The sequence below is a fragment of the Rheinheimera sediminis genome, assembly GCF_004005375.1.
GTDB lineage: Bacteria > Pseudomonadota > Gammaproteobacteria > Enterobacterales > Alteromonadaceae > Pararheinheimera.
In genome coordinates, this window is record NZ_RZUF01000007.1 from 87718 (window position 1) to 102279 (window position 14562).

Here is a 14562-nt window from a genome sequence, read left to right on the forward strand (position 1 = left end):
CCATGATGAGATTGGTCAAGCTGCTTTTCTTAGTCAGTATGGTAATGTTGCACCCTCTGACCTGTTTGGCACAGGACTTAGACTGGGCGATTTATAAACAGCGCTTTGTCAGCGATAGTGGCAGAGTGATTGATACCTACAATAAAAATATCAGTCATTCCGAAGGGCAGGGCTGGGGTATGTTGTTTGCTGAAGCGAACGATGACAAAACAAGTTTTGATTTGCTTTGGCGCTGGAGTCGCAAAAATCTTGCCAGAAACGATGCATTGTTGTTCTCCTGGCGCTATGACCCCTCAGTTAGACCCCCAGTCAAAGACCCAAACAATGCCAGTGATGGTGATATTTTAATTGCCTGGGCTTTACACAAAGCCGCAAAACGTTGGAATGACCAGAACTACGAAACTGCCTCAGCGGCAATACGTGCTGACATCCATAAGTTATTAGTCAAAGACTATGGGGGTTATACCGTCGTGGTGCCTGGTCTTACTGGTTTCTCTGCTGAGGGCAGCATAGACATTAACTTATCGTATTGGATTATTCCTGCTTTTATTGATTTTGCTCTGCAAGAGCCTGAGAAAAAGTGGGCAGCCTTGGTCAGGGATGGTCAGCGTTTGTTGGCCGCTAGCCGTTTTGGTGAGCTTAACTTACCTGTCGACTGGATACGGCTAACAGAGCAGGGAGAGTTAAGTCCGTCGCCAGAATGGCCTTCGCGTTTTAGTTATGATGCGGTCAGGATCCCGATGTACTTTATCTGGGGGGCGTCCTTGACAGCGGAGCTTGAGCTGCCTTTTCGAGCCTACTGGAAAAATCCTGATGTGATGTCTCCTTGGGTCGATGTATTGACAAAAGAGACAGCTCCTTACCTTGCTCCAACAGGCATAGTGGCAGTGCGGTCACTTGTGTTTCGAGACTATAGCTTTTTGTCTTTGGCGCCATCTGAGCAAGATGACTATTTTTCTACCTCTTTACTGATGCTCAGCAAGTTAGCCGCTGGTACAGCGCAAAAGTAAGACTCAAGCCTTCGCCTTACAAAAAGGCAAGGCTCTGGTGAAGTTGGCGATTTGCTGCACTTTACCGCGCTGTGGTCTCAGTGTAGACCAATAACGCCCTCCACCTTTCGCATCGTCGTTCCGTGCCGATTGGCTGATGACTCCATCGGTCTGAACCCATTTGCTCATGATTTTTACACCACACTTTAAGTTCACTTTTGGATCATGCAACTGCTGTGGTTGTTTTATGTCACAGGCATAACGGGGTTGATTAGCGCTTTCTTGAGAAATTTGCAACAGTCCCCGGCTTATAACCCGGCGACCTTGAGCATCTTTAAATTTTTCCTGATAATAAGACTGAGATTTGAAGTTACTTTCAGGTTTGGCCATAGCCGAAAACAAGGCTACCCAGAATTGATTTCTCTGCTGTTGCGGCAGGCGGGCATACAAGGGGCAAAAATTATGTATATCGGCCGGTACCAGCTTAACCAAGGGGGATTGAGCTACTGCCTGCTCAGTAATTCGGGTCCAACTGCCATCGCGGTTTTTTTCCGACCAGGCGGCGTAATCTGCGCTTTTTTGATGGCTAATGCTGCCCGCCATGGCAGATGTTGCAGATAAAGCACAAATAGCTGTAAGCATAAGTAGGGGGAGATTCAGCGGCATCTGTTGTTTTTGTTCTTCCTGGTGAATGTTTTTGTATCGGCACAGTTCAGCCAAACTTCAGTTTCAGACTAATGATTTGTTGGCTTTGGCTCAAGCTTTTTTCTGCCCGAAGCAGGCAATAATTTAAATTATCCCTCCCAAGGCACTTTGTGTGCTGGCAGAGCCAGATAAAACCAGATATGGTACTTCTATCACGGCATTTTTCAGGTGTAGCATGCCTCACGATCATTCAAATCCAGACCATAAAACTCATCAACATGGCGCAAGCTGTAATCATAGCCATGGCGCAGAGCATGACCACAACGATGCCGAGCATAAGCATTCCCATGGTCTCTTTGGTCATCATCACCATCATGGTTCTGAATCTGGCAATATCGCCACCGCTTTTTGGCTGAACTTTAGTTTTACTATCATTGAGTTTATTGGCGGCTGGCTGACTAACAGCGTGGCTATCATGGCCGACGCGATGCACGATTTAGGCGATACACTGGCGATAGCTTTTGCCTGGTTTGCCGCTAAAATCGCAGGCAAAGAGGCGACGCCTCGTTACAGTTATGGCTACCGGCGCTGGTCCTTGTTGAGCGCTTTGGTCAACGGCGTTATTTTAGTGTTGGGCTCCTGCTGGATTTTGTATGAAGCCATACCTCGTTTATGGGAGCCACAATTGCCCCATGCTTTGGGTATGATGGGACTGGCGGTGTTAGGTGTGCTGGTCAACGGTGCTGCTGTATTCAAGTTAAGAGGTGGTAAAACTCAAAACGAAAAGGTGTTGACCTGGCACCTGCTGGAGGATGTATTAGGCTGGGTTGCAGTGCTGGTTGGTTCTATTCTGATTTACTTTACCGATTGGGCTTGGATTGACCCAGTATTAAGCATAGGTTTTACCTGCTTTATTCTGATCAATGTCTGGCGCAATTTGCGCCGTACTCTGGCTTTGTTTTTACAGGTCAGCCCGGACCCAAAACTGGCAGCCAAAATAGAGCAGCAGTTGCAGCACCTTGAGTTTGTGCAGGACGTGCATCATTTACATTTATGGTCGCTGGACGGCGAAAAACATGTATTAACAGCGCATCTGGTGTTAAAAGCGGAAACGGCTACCGAGCAGTTAAAAACGCATAAAGAACAAATACGGCAGCTACTCCAGCCTTATCAGCTGGCACATACCACCATAGAGTTTGAGTTTAATCAGGAAGTTTGCCGGGATCAGCATTAAAGACAGGCTGGTCGTAGGGGCTGTGGCTTGTCCCGGCCCGTCCATCTGCATCGCTTACCGTTACGACGGGGGGCGGGATAAACCCACTCGGGATTGGATTGTAATTTGAGAAGGGTGGGAGTAAACCCCACCCCTACAGCTGGCCATCCTGTAAGCTGATTTCATCCAAAGACAGTGAAAAGCTTGGGATAAAAATCTCTAGGAAGTAGTTCACTTCCGGTAAAGCGTAGCCTTCGAGTACGTTTTCCAGTCGCTTTTTCGCCAGCACAAACTCATGATTGCCAGCAGACAACTCTTCCAGAGTCTTCACATAAGCACAGAGTGTATCCGCCGCTTTGACCAGCAGCTTTTCATCTGCTGAATACTGCTCTGATAGCAGCAACGACTGATAAAAGGGCTGTAATTTCTCTGGCAACATCGACAGCAACTTTTGCTCAGCAATACGTTCTATCTTTTTGTATTCCTGAGCAATCTGAGCGTTAAAGTACTTTACTGGCGTAGGTAAATCTCCTGTCAGTACTTCACTGGCATCATGAAACAATGCCAGTGTTGCTAACCGCTCAGGTTGTACTTCACCGGCAAATACTTCACGACGAATAAGCGCCAGCATATGAGCCACCACAGCCACCTGATGGCTGTGTTCAGCTACATTTTCGGTGTTAACGTTTCTCATCAGCGGCCATCTGTTAATCAGCTTCATCCTGAACAGATGAGCGAAAAAATGGCTTGGTTTTTTATCTGTGATCATTATGGCCTTTTACTGCGAATCCACTATTGCTGATGCTACTGCTGATAGCCCGGTAAAAACTGCGCTAAGCGGCCAATCGCCATTTCCAGTTGCTCTTTGTGCGGTAAAAACACAATACGGAAATGGTCCGGCTCAGGCCAGTTAAAAGCCCGACCATGCACCAGAAGTACCTTATGCTGGCGCAGGAAATCAAGCACCATCAGCTCATCATCTTTGATTTTAAACTTTTTACGATCCAGCTTAGGGAATAAGTACATAGCGCCTTTGGGCCGCACACAGCTGATACCATCAATACCAGTGACCAGTTTATGGGCTAAGTCCATTTGGTCATACAAACGGCCACCTGGTATGATCAGCTCATTAATACTCTGGTAGCCACCTAAAGCTGTTTGTACCGCATGCTGACAAGGCACATTGGCACAGAGGCGCATAGACGCCAGAATATTTAAGCCTTCGACATAGTGTTTGGCCAGATGTTTAGCGCCGGACAATAAAATCCAGCCGATACGAAAACCGGCGATACGGTAGTTTTTCGATAAACCACCAAAGGTGAGCATAAATAAATCGTCTGTTAACGAAGCTGTTGTGACATGCTCTGCACCGTCATACAAAATTTTGTCGTAAATCTCGTCGCTCATCACCACCAGTTTATGCTCACGGGCAATGGCCAACAGCTCCAATAAAACCGCTTTAGAGTAAACAGCGCCTGTTGGATTATTTGGATTAATCAGCACCAGAGCTTTGGTTTTTTTAGTGATTTTGGCACGAATATCAGCTAAATCCGGAAACCAGTCTGATTGTTCATCGCAGCGGTAATGCACAGCGTTGCCGCCAGCCAGATTGACTGCAGCAGTCCAGAGTGGGTAATCAGGGGAGGGGATCAACACCTCATCACCGTTATTCAGCAGCGCCTGCAACGACATCAGAATCAGCTCTGATACGCCGTTACCAATGTACACGTCGTCCGCATCTGCGCCTAAAATGCCGCGCTGCTGATAATACTGCGCCACAGCAACCCGGGCCGGATAAATACCTTGCGAGTCGCTATAGCCCTGAGCTGTGGGCAGGTTGTGGATCACGTGTTTTAAAATTTCATCCGGCGCTTCAAAACCAAAAGGCGCGGGATTACCAATATTGAGCTTTAAAATACGCTGACCTTCTTCTTCCATCCGCTTGGCTTCACGTGCCACTGGACCCCGAATGTCATAACAAACCCCATCTAATTTTGTCGAGCGCTCTATTGGTTTCATACCGCTACCCTTATGTCTCCGTCTATTGTTTACCCCGTTGTACTTGAAGCCGCAGCTTTGTTGACTGCGCTGTTCGCCCTCGTCACATAGGACAACGATGCTGCCAGGTGCTCAATCACTTGTCGCCGCGCGGCAAGTTCAATTACTTAAGGTTAATTAGTAAAATCTTTGCTTACACCTTTTTACACGCCTAGACGTCTTTTGCAAGTATGATTGAAAAAAAAAACGGGAAAATCAGGAGCTTTATGACAAGTCTGCGAACTATCCCTGTTGGCGCTGTGGTTGGCTGCGAAATTTTTCAGTTTTTTGAGCACACAGGCATTTACATAGGGGAAGGGCAAATAGTGGAGCTGGCAGGGTCTGGTTTAGTGCGCGCCTTATCCTTTGAACGATTTTTGGCAGACCGCTCTGGCGCTGAACTGATTTTCGCCACCACTGCTGCAGGTGAGATCATAGGCTCTGAAATTGCGGCAAACAGGGCTATCGAGCAGATTTACAGTTATCAGGATTATGACTTGTTAAGGAACAACTGCCACCGCTTTACTTACGCTTGTATCAGCGGTGACTTGTTGCCATTAACCAGTTTTTTTGATTTAAAGCAGGCACTAACAAGGTACTGGCGCTTTACACCCAATTGGTTACATAAAGCGCCTTAGCAGACCAATTACTGATTATCACGTACTTCGATATCACCTACACCTACATTGGCGTCCAGCTGTTTTTTGCCTTTACCATGCAATTGGCTTGAACTGGTGACCAGCACCTGATCACGTTCATAGCGACCTTTACCCCCCTTAATCGACGTGTCACCAACACCTGCATCTAGTTTAATAGAGTCAAATAGACTGGTGTCGACATCAATGTCCACTTCACCTACACCTAAATCAACGTTGATATCTGACGTCAGGTCGTCAATTTCAACTGAGCCCACACCTAAATTTAACGATACTGCTATGTCGGCTGGCATCATGACTGTCCAATTTTGATTGACGTCATTGTCATCTTCCAGATCAATTTTGAGTTTCAGCGCAGAGCCATTTTCCTGAACGCTAATCTGTGCATCTGACAAGTCTTTCCGGCTGCTGAACCAGCCTTCATCAGGCTCTAACTCCACTACTAAACTTATGTCATGATTTTTAGTTACTTTGACCTTGATTTCCCCCACAGGGACGTCGAGCACCAGCCTGGTAAAGTTTTGTGCATCTATGGTTTTTTCCAGTACTTTGATATCTTCCGCAACTGCTGTCGTAGCAGATAAAGCCAAAACCAGAGTAGAAATTAAAGTAAGTTTACGCATGTTATTTTCCTTTTTTCAATGTTATAGCTGAGTATGCAGTTTTCCTGCCAACTTAAATGTTGTTTAAATACAGCGTATTACCATAATCTTGTTCAGCGGGGCTTAGTGTTAAGACCATTTTGTGGTCGAAACTATCAACAGATCTGGTTAGAATACGCACCGTTGTGGTCCAGCTCATTCAGTAGCGGGCTCGGATAAAAGCGAAATCAGGGTATAGCATGAAAAAAACAGAATTGAGTTTTTGGTTAGTGTTATGGGCTGTTGTGCTATATGCCGCGGCTTACCCATGGCTGAAACCAGCTCCTGTTGAAGACATAGCTTCTTTAGCCGACTGGCAAATGCCTTCAAAATTAGAGGCTCTGGATGCAGCTGATCAACGCAAGCTATTAAAACGACTGGCTTATCCTGTGGCTCTGCCTAAACTATTGCCAGTGCCAGACTTTACGCAATACAAAGATGTGGTGAAGAAGAAAAAGGCTTTTTTTGACTATTTATTGCCTTTCATAGAACGTGAAAACGCCAGACTATTGCATATCAGGCTGCAGATCATCGAAGTTCAGCAGAAGCAGACTCAACAAGAACTGACAGTGGAGGAATACGCTTTTATCTACAGTCTGTACGACGAATTTAAGCTGGATTATCCGGACGTAGATGAAGAAGGTTTTCGTTTATTGTTAACCAGGGTCGATATGATACCTGCAGACTTAGTGCTGATCCAGGCAGCAAAAGAATCAGGCTGGGGCACCAGTCGCTTTGCTTTAGAGGCCTATAACTTTTTTGGTCAGTGGTGTTTCAGAGCAGGTTGTGGCGTTGTGCCACAAAAACGCAGCGCAGGTAAATACCATGAGGTGGCAGTGTTTCCTGATGTAGCGGCTGCAATTAACAGTTACTTCTACAATCTGAACACCTTTTATGTGTATGAAGATTTACGTCAAATCAGAGCAAAACGCCGCGCTGAAGGCGAAGTAGCCGGGCACCATCTGGTAACAGGGTTGATCCGGTATTCAGAGCGGGGGCAGGATTATGTCAACGAAATCCATACCATGCTCAAAGCCAATACTAAACATATAGACAGCTAATAATGAAATACTATGCTCTGGCCAGCGCGCTGGTTTTTTTTACTGGTTCAGCTTTGGCTGATACTGTATTTAATTACGACGGCTTTTATGCCCGGATGAAAAAAAGTGAGAAGGTCGAGTTCAGCGATATTACCCTGGCTTTTATGCTGCAAAAGGCTGGCACAAATGAACCTTGTATAGTAGACAGAGCGCTGATAACCACTGATATCTCTGAAGCAGCTTTAACTATAGCGGGCAACGGGGAGCTGATTTTACCTTACGACGACCTACTCAATAGCCGTAAAGCACTGATTGTATTGCAGCAGCCTGATAATGCTGACTCCTGTGATTTGAACTTTAAGTTACGCAGCAAAATGCCAGTGCCACAACAAGTGTCTGTCGCGCAACTACGCAAGTTACAAAGCCAGTTTGACGAGCTTTTGGATTCATTGGCTGGTCTTGGTAAGTACTGGTTACCCGATGTTTCGGGTTTAACCCTGCATTTTGGCGCTGAAGTGATGGCTCAAAGTACAGATACGACTTTTCAGCAGCAACTGCTGTGTGAGCAAATGCGTTGTCGAATTCAGTTGCCAGCCAGTTTGGCTGACACTGCAACAGTTGAGTTTTCTAAAGTGCCGGATCACGCCACGCCTTTATTGCAGCAGCCTTAAATCAAATGCCTGAGCTGGTACTTTATCTGCTAACTCACAGCAGAGAACGGCAAAAGGCGACCAATACCGGTGCTTTAGTGATCCAGGCCTTGGCCGCTTCTGCGAAGGTCAGGGTTGAATTGATTGAGTGGCAGCGGAAAGAGCCCAATGCGCTGCTGTTGGAGTTATCCTCTTTGCAACACCTTGGTTTAGTTTATCCAGTATCACCGGATTTGATGCAGCCTGAAGCGCCTGTGGCCTGTTATTTACTGCAGCAAGGTCAATACCATGCTGTGAATGATGCGGGGTTTGAACGTCTTGCGTTACGTCAAACTGACGCTGTAAAACACTGGCTGTTGCTGGACGCAACCTGGCAGGAGGCCGCAAAAATGCTCAGGCAAAGCCCTTATCTGCACTCTTGTTATCGGCTTGGCATTAAACCGGATGCGCCTTCCGCCTACAGACTGAGACGTAATCAAAAAGACGGTGCTTTGTGTACAGCTGAAGTGGTGATGGAGCTGTTGCTACAAAGCGGTTACCCGAATGAAAAAGAGCAGCTGATGCTGCTCTTTGAAGAATTTAACAAGCGTTGTTGAATTCTGAGTTGTGGCCTGACATCGAATTGGAATTGTAGACGGGTGGGGCAAGGCTGCCCCCTAAAGTAGTTCTACAAACTGAACTTTGCCAGTTACTGGTTCGTCTTCATCCTGGATTAAACCTACTGGTACTTTGGGCACATCAGGTTTATCAAAAGCCATATCACCTTCCGCAGGTAACGGGCTCTCCTTACTGATAGCTGCGAAATCAAACAAGGTCCTGTCAATCATATGGGACGGTACTATATTCTGCATAGCCTGAAACATGGTTTCTATGCGGCCTGGGAAGCGTTTATCCCAATCTTGTAACATTTCTTTGACGACCTGACGTTGTAAACCATCTTGTGAGCCGCATAAGTTGCAAGGAATGATCGGAAACTCACGGGCAATGGAGTATTTTTCGATGTCTTTTTCGCGGCAATAAGCCAAAGGGCGAATGACGATATGTTCGCCGTTGTCGCTGATTAGTTTAGCTGGCATGGACTTCATTTTCCCACCGTAAAACATATTCAGAAACATAGTTTCTATCATGTCATCCCTGTGGTGGCCTAGAGCTATTTTAGTAGCTCCCAGCTCTTTGGCTGTGCGATACAAAATACCACGGCGCAAGCGCGAGCATAAAGAGCAGGTGGTTTTTCCTTCAGGAATTTTATCTTTTACGATGGAGTAGGTGTCTTCAGTCACTATCTGGAAATCGACGCCTATAGAGCTTAAGTAATTTGGTAATACATCAGCTGGAAACCCCGGCTGTTTCTGATCAAGGTTAACAGCAACTATAGAAAACTGAATAGGTGCGGATTGTTGTAAATTCAACAAGATATCCAAAAGAGTGTAGCTGTCTTTACCACCTGACAAGCACACCATGACTTTGTCGCCTTCTTCAATCATATTAAAGTCGGCAATAGCCTGTCCTACGCCGCGGCGCAAGCGTTTGTGTAATTTGTTCAGGTTATATTGTGCTTTGGCTTCGGCTGCATGTGACATAAAACAACGACCCTAAATAAAAATGGCGCGTAGTATAACGAACTACGCGCCAGCTTTGTAGCTTTGGATCTTGCTGAACTTAATGTTTCGCCAGTGGGCAAACAAAACCTGCTGGTTTGACTGCCAGTACATCACAGTCTAGTCTGTCGATCACATGCTCAGCGGTATTACCAATAATGGCGGCGGATAAGCCGGTACGGCCAATGGTGCCAATCACCACCATTTCAGCGTCTAGTTGCTGTGCTAATTTAGGGATCACATCTTCAGGCATACCTTCGAGGACGTGGGTCTGGCTAGTTTCTAATTCAAATTCATTTGCCAGTTTTGCTACTGACTCCAAGTGATGATTTTTCATGGTCTGGTTGTATTCCTGAGGATTAAATTCAGGAATTTCAATGGCAATGTTCACTGGAGTTCCAGGAAAGGCGTTTACTAACTGAACTTTCCCATTGAGCAAAGCTGCCAGTTGTTTCGATTGCATAATAATACGTTGATTCAGCGAACTGTGATGGCTCTGTTCACTGCCGGCATTCACTGCAGCCACTATATTGCCGTGCTCCGGCCAGTCATGCTCTTTCACCAGCAACACAGGGCATGGGCATTTGCGTAAAATATGCCAGTCGGTTGGGGTAAAAATCATGGATTTCAGAACGTCGTGATCATGTGTGCCTTTGATCACCAAATCGTAGTCTTTTTCTAAAACAGCCTGCACTATGGCTTCAAAAGGCCTGTTATGCCAAACCACCTGAATATCAATCTTCAAACCTTGTTCCTGATGCCCGGCGATTAATTCACTGATCCAAAGCTCGCGATCATTGATCACAGCCTGACGCATGGACTCGCGTTCTTCGCCAGATAACATAGTGGTCATCTCGTATGAGAAATCGTAGATGGATAAAAAAGCGGTCAGTTGGCAGTCTTGTAGTTTGGCCAGTTCAATGGCCCTGTTCAGGGCCTTTTGTTCTGTCACTGAGGGGTCTAGTATTACCAATATTTTGGGATATAAGGTCATGTCATACTCCTGCTAAGCTAGGGCTTACCCTGAAAGTGTAGCCAAGGTAGCTAAGGTGGACTGATCATTCCTTGTGCCAGATCAATGATTTGTATGATCAGCGTGCTATAGCGGAACCACCAGCCAGTTTGCTTAAAGCGTCGGGATTGCTGATGCTGATCAGTTTTCCGTCCACTTGTATTAAATCGTCCTTATGGAATCGACCTAATAAACGACTAATAGTTTCAACTGTCAGACCTAAATAATTGCCTATTTCGCCACGGGTCATGCTCAAACGGAACTCTTTTTTCGAAAAACCTCTATTGGCAAAACGCTGAGCCAGATTGGTCAAGAAGGCCGCTAGTTTTTCTTCGGCGTTTTTCCGGTTTAGCAATAACAACATTTGTTGGTCACCGCTGATATCCTGACTCATCAACCGCATCATTTGCTGGCGCAATTTTGGTAGTTGCCCCATTAAATGATCCATCTGGCTGAAGGGGATTTCACACACCATAGCGGTTTCGAGTGCCTGAGCAAAGCTTGGGTGCTGCTGCTCACCTATGGCGTCAAAACCTATCACGTCACCGGGCAAATGAAAGCCGGTAATTTGCTCCTCACCAGATTCAGTTAAAGTAAAAGTTTTAAAAGAGCCGCTTCGGACCGCGTACAAAGAATGCAAAGCAGTACCAGCTTCGACTAGAAAGTCACCTTTGTGCAAAGGTTTTTTTCGCTCAATTATATCGTCCAGAGTATCTAATTCAGCATTATTCAGACTGAACGGCAGACACAACTGACTGAAACCGCAATGTTGGCAACTTAAATTTGAACCGGACATACATATTCCTTTATAGCAAGTTTCCTAGCTTAAAAAAGTCGTGGAGCTAATGCAAGAGCTATAGTGTACAACGCGTATAAGGCCAGTAAAACAGCGGCACCGGCTCTGATCAGTGTATTGTTTTTAAACTGGCTCAACTGACGTGCAAAACTGCCCACCGCGAGCATGGCTGGCAGAGTCCCAAGACCGAATGCCAACATCAGCACAGCACCTTCATAGGCACTACCACTGGCCAGGCTCCAGCCTAAGCTGCTATAGACCAAACCACAAGGCAAGAATCCCCAACATAAGCCATAACCAAGTGCTTTAGAACCGCTATCCAGTGGTAGCAAAGCTTTGGCAACAGGTTGGATCTTACGCCACAGCGCGGAGCCGAGTTTTTCCAACACTGTTAATGCGAACCATAAACGGGCCACATAAAATGCCATCAGCAACAACAGCACACCGGCCAACAGTTTTAGCCAAAATAAACTAATACCTAGTTTGACCAGTACTGCTGCACCAAAAGCTCCTGTCAGTGCGCCTAACAAACCATAGGTTGTTAGCCGTCCAAGACTAAGTATAAATTGCAGCTTCAGTTGCTGTAAAACACTAACCTGGGGCATTGACAGTTGCAAAGCACTGACGATCCCGCCACACATGACGAGACAATGACTACTGCCTAAAAACCCTATGCTCAAAGCTACAAAAAAGTTGGCCGCAAGTTCAGTACTCATTGTGGTGGTTGTTTATCTTTGTCTGCATCTGAAGGTGATTTTTTTTGCTCTTCAAACAAAATACTCATGCCTTCCTTATTTAAATCATCAAATTGGCGACTACGTACAGCCCAAAAAAAGATACCAAGGCCAAGACAGACAAAAAGTATGGCAATAGGGATCAGCACATAAATAATACTCATGGTTTGAGTAACCTCAGTGAGTTAGACACCACCAAAATAGAACTGAATGACATGCCAATCACGGCTATGTAAGGCGATACGAAACCTGCGACAGCTAAAGGAATGATCACCAGATTGTAACCCACAGCCCACCACAGATTTTGTTTCACAATACGCTGCGCAAGCACAGCCCCTTCTATCAATTGCTGCACTAAGTGCAAATCATTATGCAACAAAACCACATCAGCCTGATTTTTTGATAAATCTGTGCCTGAATCTAATGCTACTGAAACATGGGCGGCATGAAAACACGGGCTGTCGTTAATACCATCGCCCAGCATCAGCACTTTATCACCTTGCGAGACGGCCTGTTGGATATGTTCTACTTTTTGCTCCGGGCTGCAGCCTTTAAATACCTGGTCAAACTGCAATTGGTGCTGCACCTCTTCCACCTGAGCTGACGAGTCACCTGTGAGCATGGACAAGGTTAAGCCGCGTTGTTTTAATGCGCTGATAAGTGCTGGTACTTCGGGGCGAAGCGCATCCGACAGCTCAACCGATAACACCAGGTGATTATTGATGGTACAGCAAACGGCAGCAGCTGCCTGGTTTTGAATAGCACAAAAAGCAGCGCTGCCTACTTTCACCTCGACAGAAGATCCATCATCCTGTATCCACAATGCCGATAAACCGGAGCCAACATGCACTTGTACCTGATCCACTTTTATCTCGCTGTTCAGATAAGAGCTGAAGGCTCTTGCTATAGGATGCTCTGAATAGGTTTCAATACGTGCAATCAGCGCTAACAGGGTTGCTTCGTTATAACTCTGGTGGTGCAGTTTGGTGCGCAAAATACTAAAACGACCCTGGGTCAGACTGCCGGTTTTATCAAGGAATACCGAGGTCAGCTGTGGCAGTATTTCCAGTACTTGCTGGTTTTTAATTAAAATGCCTTTACGGTTTAAGCGTGCTAAGGCACAGGTAATAGCTGTAGGGGTAGCTAAGGTTAAAGCACAAGGGCAGGTGGCTACCAGTACGGATAAGGTGACCCAAAAGGCTCTTTCCTGATCCAGCCAGAAGTACCAGACTAAAAAAGTACCTAGTGCAATGATCAATAAACGCTGGATAAAAAAACGTGCAAGTTGGGTGGTTTTTTCAACGATTTGTGGTTTTTGGTTCAGCGTCTGTTGCTGCAGATTAATGATCTGGCCTAAACGGGACGATGCTAAAGCCTGATTCACTGTGACTTTTAATACACCATCATGATTAATACTGCCGGCCATCACAACGTCGCCAGCTGCTTTGCTGACTGCCTTGTATTCGCCGGTGAGCATTGACTCGTCCACCGAACTTTCGCCCGAAAGTACAATACCGTCTGCTGCTATGGTTTCACCAGCCTGCACTAAAATAACTTGCCCCGCCTCTAAACGTCGGGCGGAGGTTGGGATCAGCTCATCACCCTGAACCAACCGGGCTGAAACAGGCATTATTTTTAACAGGTTTCCCGTCGCGGCGCGAGCCTGAGCTCTGGCGCGGAATTCAAAAAACTTACCCAGCTGCAGTAAAAACACAAACATACAGACAGATTCAAAATAGACTTCACCTATGCCAAACAATGTCGCGTAGGCTGATGCAAGAAAGGTGTAAAACACCGCCAGTGTCACTGGCACATCCATATTCAGCTCGCGGCCTTTGATTGCCCGCCAGGCACTTAAGGTAAAAGGTTTAGCGCTGTAAAACACAACAGGAGTGCTCAATAACAAACTGATCCAGCGTAAATAACCTTCAAACTCCGCATCTATACCAGTGTATTCGCCGAAATACAGACCAACGGCCAGCATCATGACTTGCATACTCATAATACCGGACACAGCCAGGCGTTTTAAGAAGCGGCGCAGTTCGTCTTGCTGAAAGGCTTCTTCCTGGTCCGCCATAAAAGGCGATGCTTGGTAGCCTAATTGGCTAATACTGGCAAGGATGTCGCTGAGTTTAAGTTGTTGTGCATCCCAACTGACGAGACAGCGGGCCGTACTTGAATTTACGCTGACGGTCTTAATGGCGGGATTTTTAACCAGTTGTTTTTCAATCAACCAGGCGCAAGCGGCGCAGCTGATACCGTTGATAGATAGCTCAATTTGAGTCTGGTTCTCTTTGCTCTGTGTCAGGTCAGCAAGTACCTCTGCGCTATCGTAGCTGACAAGTTGTAATTGATCAGGGACTAATTGGGCTTTACTGGCAGGAGCTGTACGGAATTTGTAATAATCGCCAAGTCCTTGGCCAATAATAGTTTCAGCTACAGCTAAACAACCAGGGCAGCAAAACTGCCTCTGTTGTTGTTCTATCAGCATGCTAAATTCTGAACCCTTGGGAATAACTTCATTGCAGTGAAAACAACCTGAATACGACAC

Annotated in this window: 16 protein-coding genes; 6 read left to right on the forward strand and 10 right to left on the reverse strand. The window is 46.1% G+C overall.

What is annotated here, in order from left to right:
* The first annotated feature begins 2 nt into the window (after positions 1-2).
* Positions 3-1010: a glycosyl hydrolase family 8 gene (locus tag EMM73_RS06205; RefSeq protein WP_127685583.1), complete on the forward strand. Its 1008-nt coding sequence runs from the start codon at positions 3-5 to the stop codon at positions 1008-1010.
* A 3-nt stretch (positions 1011-1013) separates the two neighbouring features.
* On the opposite strand, the gene EMM73_RS06210 is transcribed toward EMM73_RS06205, so the two are convergent.
* Positions 1014-1709 carry a transglycosylase SLT domain-containing protein gene (locus EMM73_RS06210; RefSeq protein WP_261373341.1) on the reverse strand — a complete coding sequence of 232 codons (696 nt, stop codon included), beginning with the start codon at positions 1707-1709 and terminating at the stop codon, positions 1014-1016.
* A 160-nt stretch (positions 1710-1869) separates the two neighbouring features.
* On the opposite strand from EMM73_RS06210, the gene EMM73_RS06215 reads away from it, so the two are divergent.
* Complete coding sequence (locus EMM73_RS06215) at positions 1870-2868, forward strand: cation diffusion facilitator family transporter (protein WP_127685584.1); 999 nt, start codon at positions 1870-1872, stop codon at positions 2866-2868.
* Between the two features lie 133 nt (positions 2869-3001).
* Here the strand turns inward: EMM73_RS06215 and yfbR are convergent, their stop codons facing one another.
* Complete coding sequence (gene yfbR, locus EMM73_RS06220; protein ID WP_127685585.1) at positions 3002-3616, reverse strand: 5'-deoxynucleotidase; 615 nt, start codon at positions 3614-3616, stop codon at positions 3002-3004.
* 35 nt (positions 3617-3651) lie between these two features.
* The gene (locus EMM73_RS06225) at positions 3652-4866 is read right to left on the reverse strand and encodes a pyridoxal phosphate-dependent aminotransferase (RefSeq protein WP_127685586.1); all 1215 of its coding nucleotides are present in this window, start codon (positions 4864-4866) and stop codon (positions 3652-3654) included.
* Positions 4867-5111: 245 nt separating this feature from the next.
* Here EMM73_RS06225 and EMM73_RS06230 point away from each other — a divergent pair, with 245 nt between their 5' ends.
* Entirely contained in the window at positions 5112-5522 is a 411-nt protein-coding gene (locus EMM73_RS06230) for a C40 family peptidase (protein ID WP_127685587.1), read from the forward strand.
* A gap of 8 nt (positions 5523-5530) precedes the next feature.
* On the opposite strand, the gene EMM73_RS06235 is transcribed toward EMM73_RS06230, so the two are convergent.
* Positions 5531-6163 (reverse strand): hypothetical protein, encoded by a 633-nt coding sequence (locus EMM73_RS06235; protein WP_127685588.1) that lies wholly within the window; start codon positions 6161-6163, stop codon positions 5531-5533.
* Positions 6164-6381: 218 nt separating this feature from the next.
* On the opposite strand from EMM73_RS06235, the gene EMM73_RS06240 reads away from it, so the two are divergent.
* Genes EMM73_RS06240 through EMM73_RS06250 form a run of 3 tightly spaced genes read left to right on the forward strand, consistent with a single transcriptional unit; the run spans position 6382 to position 8467 of the window.
* Positions 6382-7242 (forward strand): glucosaminidase domain-containing protein, encoded by an 861-nt coding sequence (locus tag EMM73_RS06240; protein ID WP_127685589.1) that lies wholly within the window; start codon positions 6382-6384, stop codon positions 7240-7242.
* 2 nt (positions 7243-7244) lie between these two features.
* Entirely contained in the window at positions 7245-7892 is a 648-nt protein-coding gene (locus EMM73_RS06245) for a DUF2987 domain-containing protein (RefSeq protein ID WP_127685590.1), read from the forward strand.
* Positions 7893-7897: 5 nt separating this feature from the next.
* A complete protein-coding gene (locus tag EMM73_RS06250; RefSeq protein WP_127685591.1) occupies positions 7898-8467 on the forward strand; it encodes a DTW domain-containing protein in 570 nt (189 codons plus the stop codon).
* 60 nt (positions 8468-8527) lie between these two features.
* Here the strand turns inward: EMM73_RS06250 and ttcA are convergent, their stop codons facing one another.
* From ttcA to EMM73_RS06280, 6 genes are all read right to left on the reverse strand, one after another.
* Entirely contained in the window at positions 8528-9451 is a 924-nt protein-coding gene (ttcA, locus tag EMM73_RS06255; protein ID WP_127685592.1) for a tRNA 2-thiocytidine(32) synthetase TtcA, read from the reverse strand.
* 79 nt (positions 9452-9530) lie between these two features.
* Positions 9531-10463: a universal stress protein UspE gene (uspE, locus tag EMM73_RS06260; RefSeq protein WP_127685593.1), complete on the reverse strand. Its 933-nt coding sequence runs from the start codon at positions 10461-10463 to the stop codon at positions 9531-9533.
* Positions 10464-10560: 97 nt separating this feature from the next.
* On the reverse strand, positions 10561-11277 hold the full coding sequence (fnr, locus tag EMM73_RS06265; RefSeq protein WP_127685594.1) for a fumarate/nitrate reduction transcriptional regulator Fnr: 717 nt from the start codon (positions 11275-11277) through the stop codon (positions 10561-10563).
* Between the two features lie 29 nt (positions 11278-11306).
* Positions 11307-11993 carry a sulfite exporter TauE/SafE family protein gene (locus tag EMM73_RS06270; RefSeq protein ID WP_127685595.1) on the reverse strand — a complete coding sequence of 229 codons (687 nt, stop codon included), beginning with the start codon at positions 11991-11993 and terminating at the stop codon, positions 11307-11309.
* Entirely contained in the window at positions 11990-12175 is a 186-nt protein-coding gene (gene ccoS / locus EMM73_RS06275) for a cbb3-type cytochrome oxidase assembly protein CcoS (protein ID WP_127685596.1), read from the reverse strand. The genes EMM73_RS06270 and ccoS overlap by 4 nt, the downstream gene beginning before the upstream one ends.
* Positions 12172-14562: a heavy metal translocating P-type ATPase gene (locus tag EMM73_RS06280; RefSeq protein WP_127685597.1), complete on the reverse strand. Its 2391-nt coding sequence runs from the start codon at positions 14560-14562 to the stop codon at positions 12172-12174. Before EMM73_RS06280 ends, ccoS begins: the two co-directional genes overlap by 4 nt.

What these genes read in the sequence shown, in the direction of transcription:
- EMM73_RS06205 (WP_127685583.1), top strand. Translation starts at nt 3, where the DNA reads ATGATGAGATTGGTCAAGCTGCTTTTCTTAGTCAGTATGGTAATGTTG.
- EMM73_RS06215 (WP_127685584.1), top strand. Translation starts at nt 1,870, where the DNA reads ATGCCTCACGATCATTCAAATCCAGACCATAAAACTCATCAACATGGC.
- yfbR (WP_127685585.1), bottom strand. Translation starts at nt 3,616, where the DNA reads ATGATCACAGATAAAAAACCAAGCCATTTTTTCGCTCATCTGTTCAGG.
- EMM73_RS06225 (WP_127685586.1), bottom strand. Translation starts at nt 4,866, where the DNA reads ATGAAACCAATAGAGCGCTCGACAAAATTAGATGGGGTTTGTTATGAC.
- EMM73_RS06230 (WP_127685587.1), top strand. Translation starts at nt 5,112, where the DNA reads ATGACAAGTCTGCGAACTATCCCTGTTGGCGCTGTGGTTGGCTGCGAA.
- EMM73_RS06235 (WP_127685588.1), bottom strand. Translation starts at nt 6,163, where the DNA reads ATGCGTAAACTTACTTTAATTTCTACTCTGGTTTTGGCTTTATCTGCT.
- EMM73_RS06240 (WP_127685589.1), top strand. Translation starts at nt 6,382, where the DNA reads ATGAAAAAAACAGAATTGAGTTTTTGGTTAGTGTTATGGGCTGTTGTG.
- EMM73_RS06245 (WP_127685590.1), top strand. Translation starts at nt 7,245, where the DNA reads ATGAAATACTATGCTCTGGCCAGCGCGCTGGTTTTTTTTACTGGTTCA.
- EMM73_RS06250 (WP_127685591.1), top strand. Translation starts at nt 7,898, where the DNA reads ATGCCTGAGCTGGTACTTTATCTGCTAACTCACAGCAGAGAACGGCAA.
- ttcA (WP_127685592.1), bottom strand. Translation starts at nt 9,451, where the DNA reads ATGTCACATGCAGCCGAAGCCAAAGCACAATATAACCTGAACAAATTA.
- uspE (WP_127685593.1), bottom strand. Translation starts at nt 10,463, where the DNA reads ATGACCTTATATCCCAAAATATTGGTAATACTAGACCCCTCAGTGACA.
- fnr (WP_127685594.1), bottom strand. Translation starts at nt 11,277, where the DNA reads ATGTCCGGTTCAAATTTAAGTTGCCAACATTGCGGTTTCAGTCAGTTG.
- EMM73_RS06270 (WP_127685595.1), bottom strand. Translation starts at nt 11,993, where the DNA reads ATGAGTACTGAACTTGCGGCCAACTTTTTTGTAGCTTTGAGCATAGGG.
- ccoS (WP_127685596.1), bottom strand. Translation starts at nt 12,175, where the DNA reads ATGAGTATTATTTATGTGCTGATCCCTATTGCCATACTTTTTGTCTGT.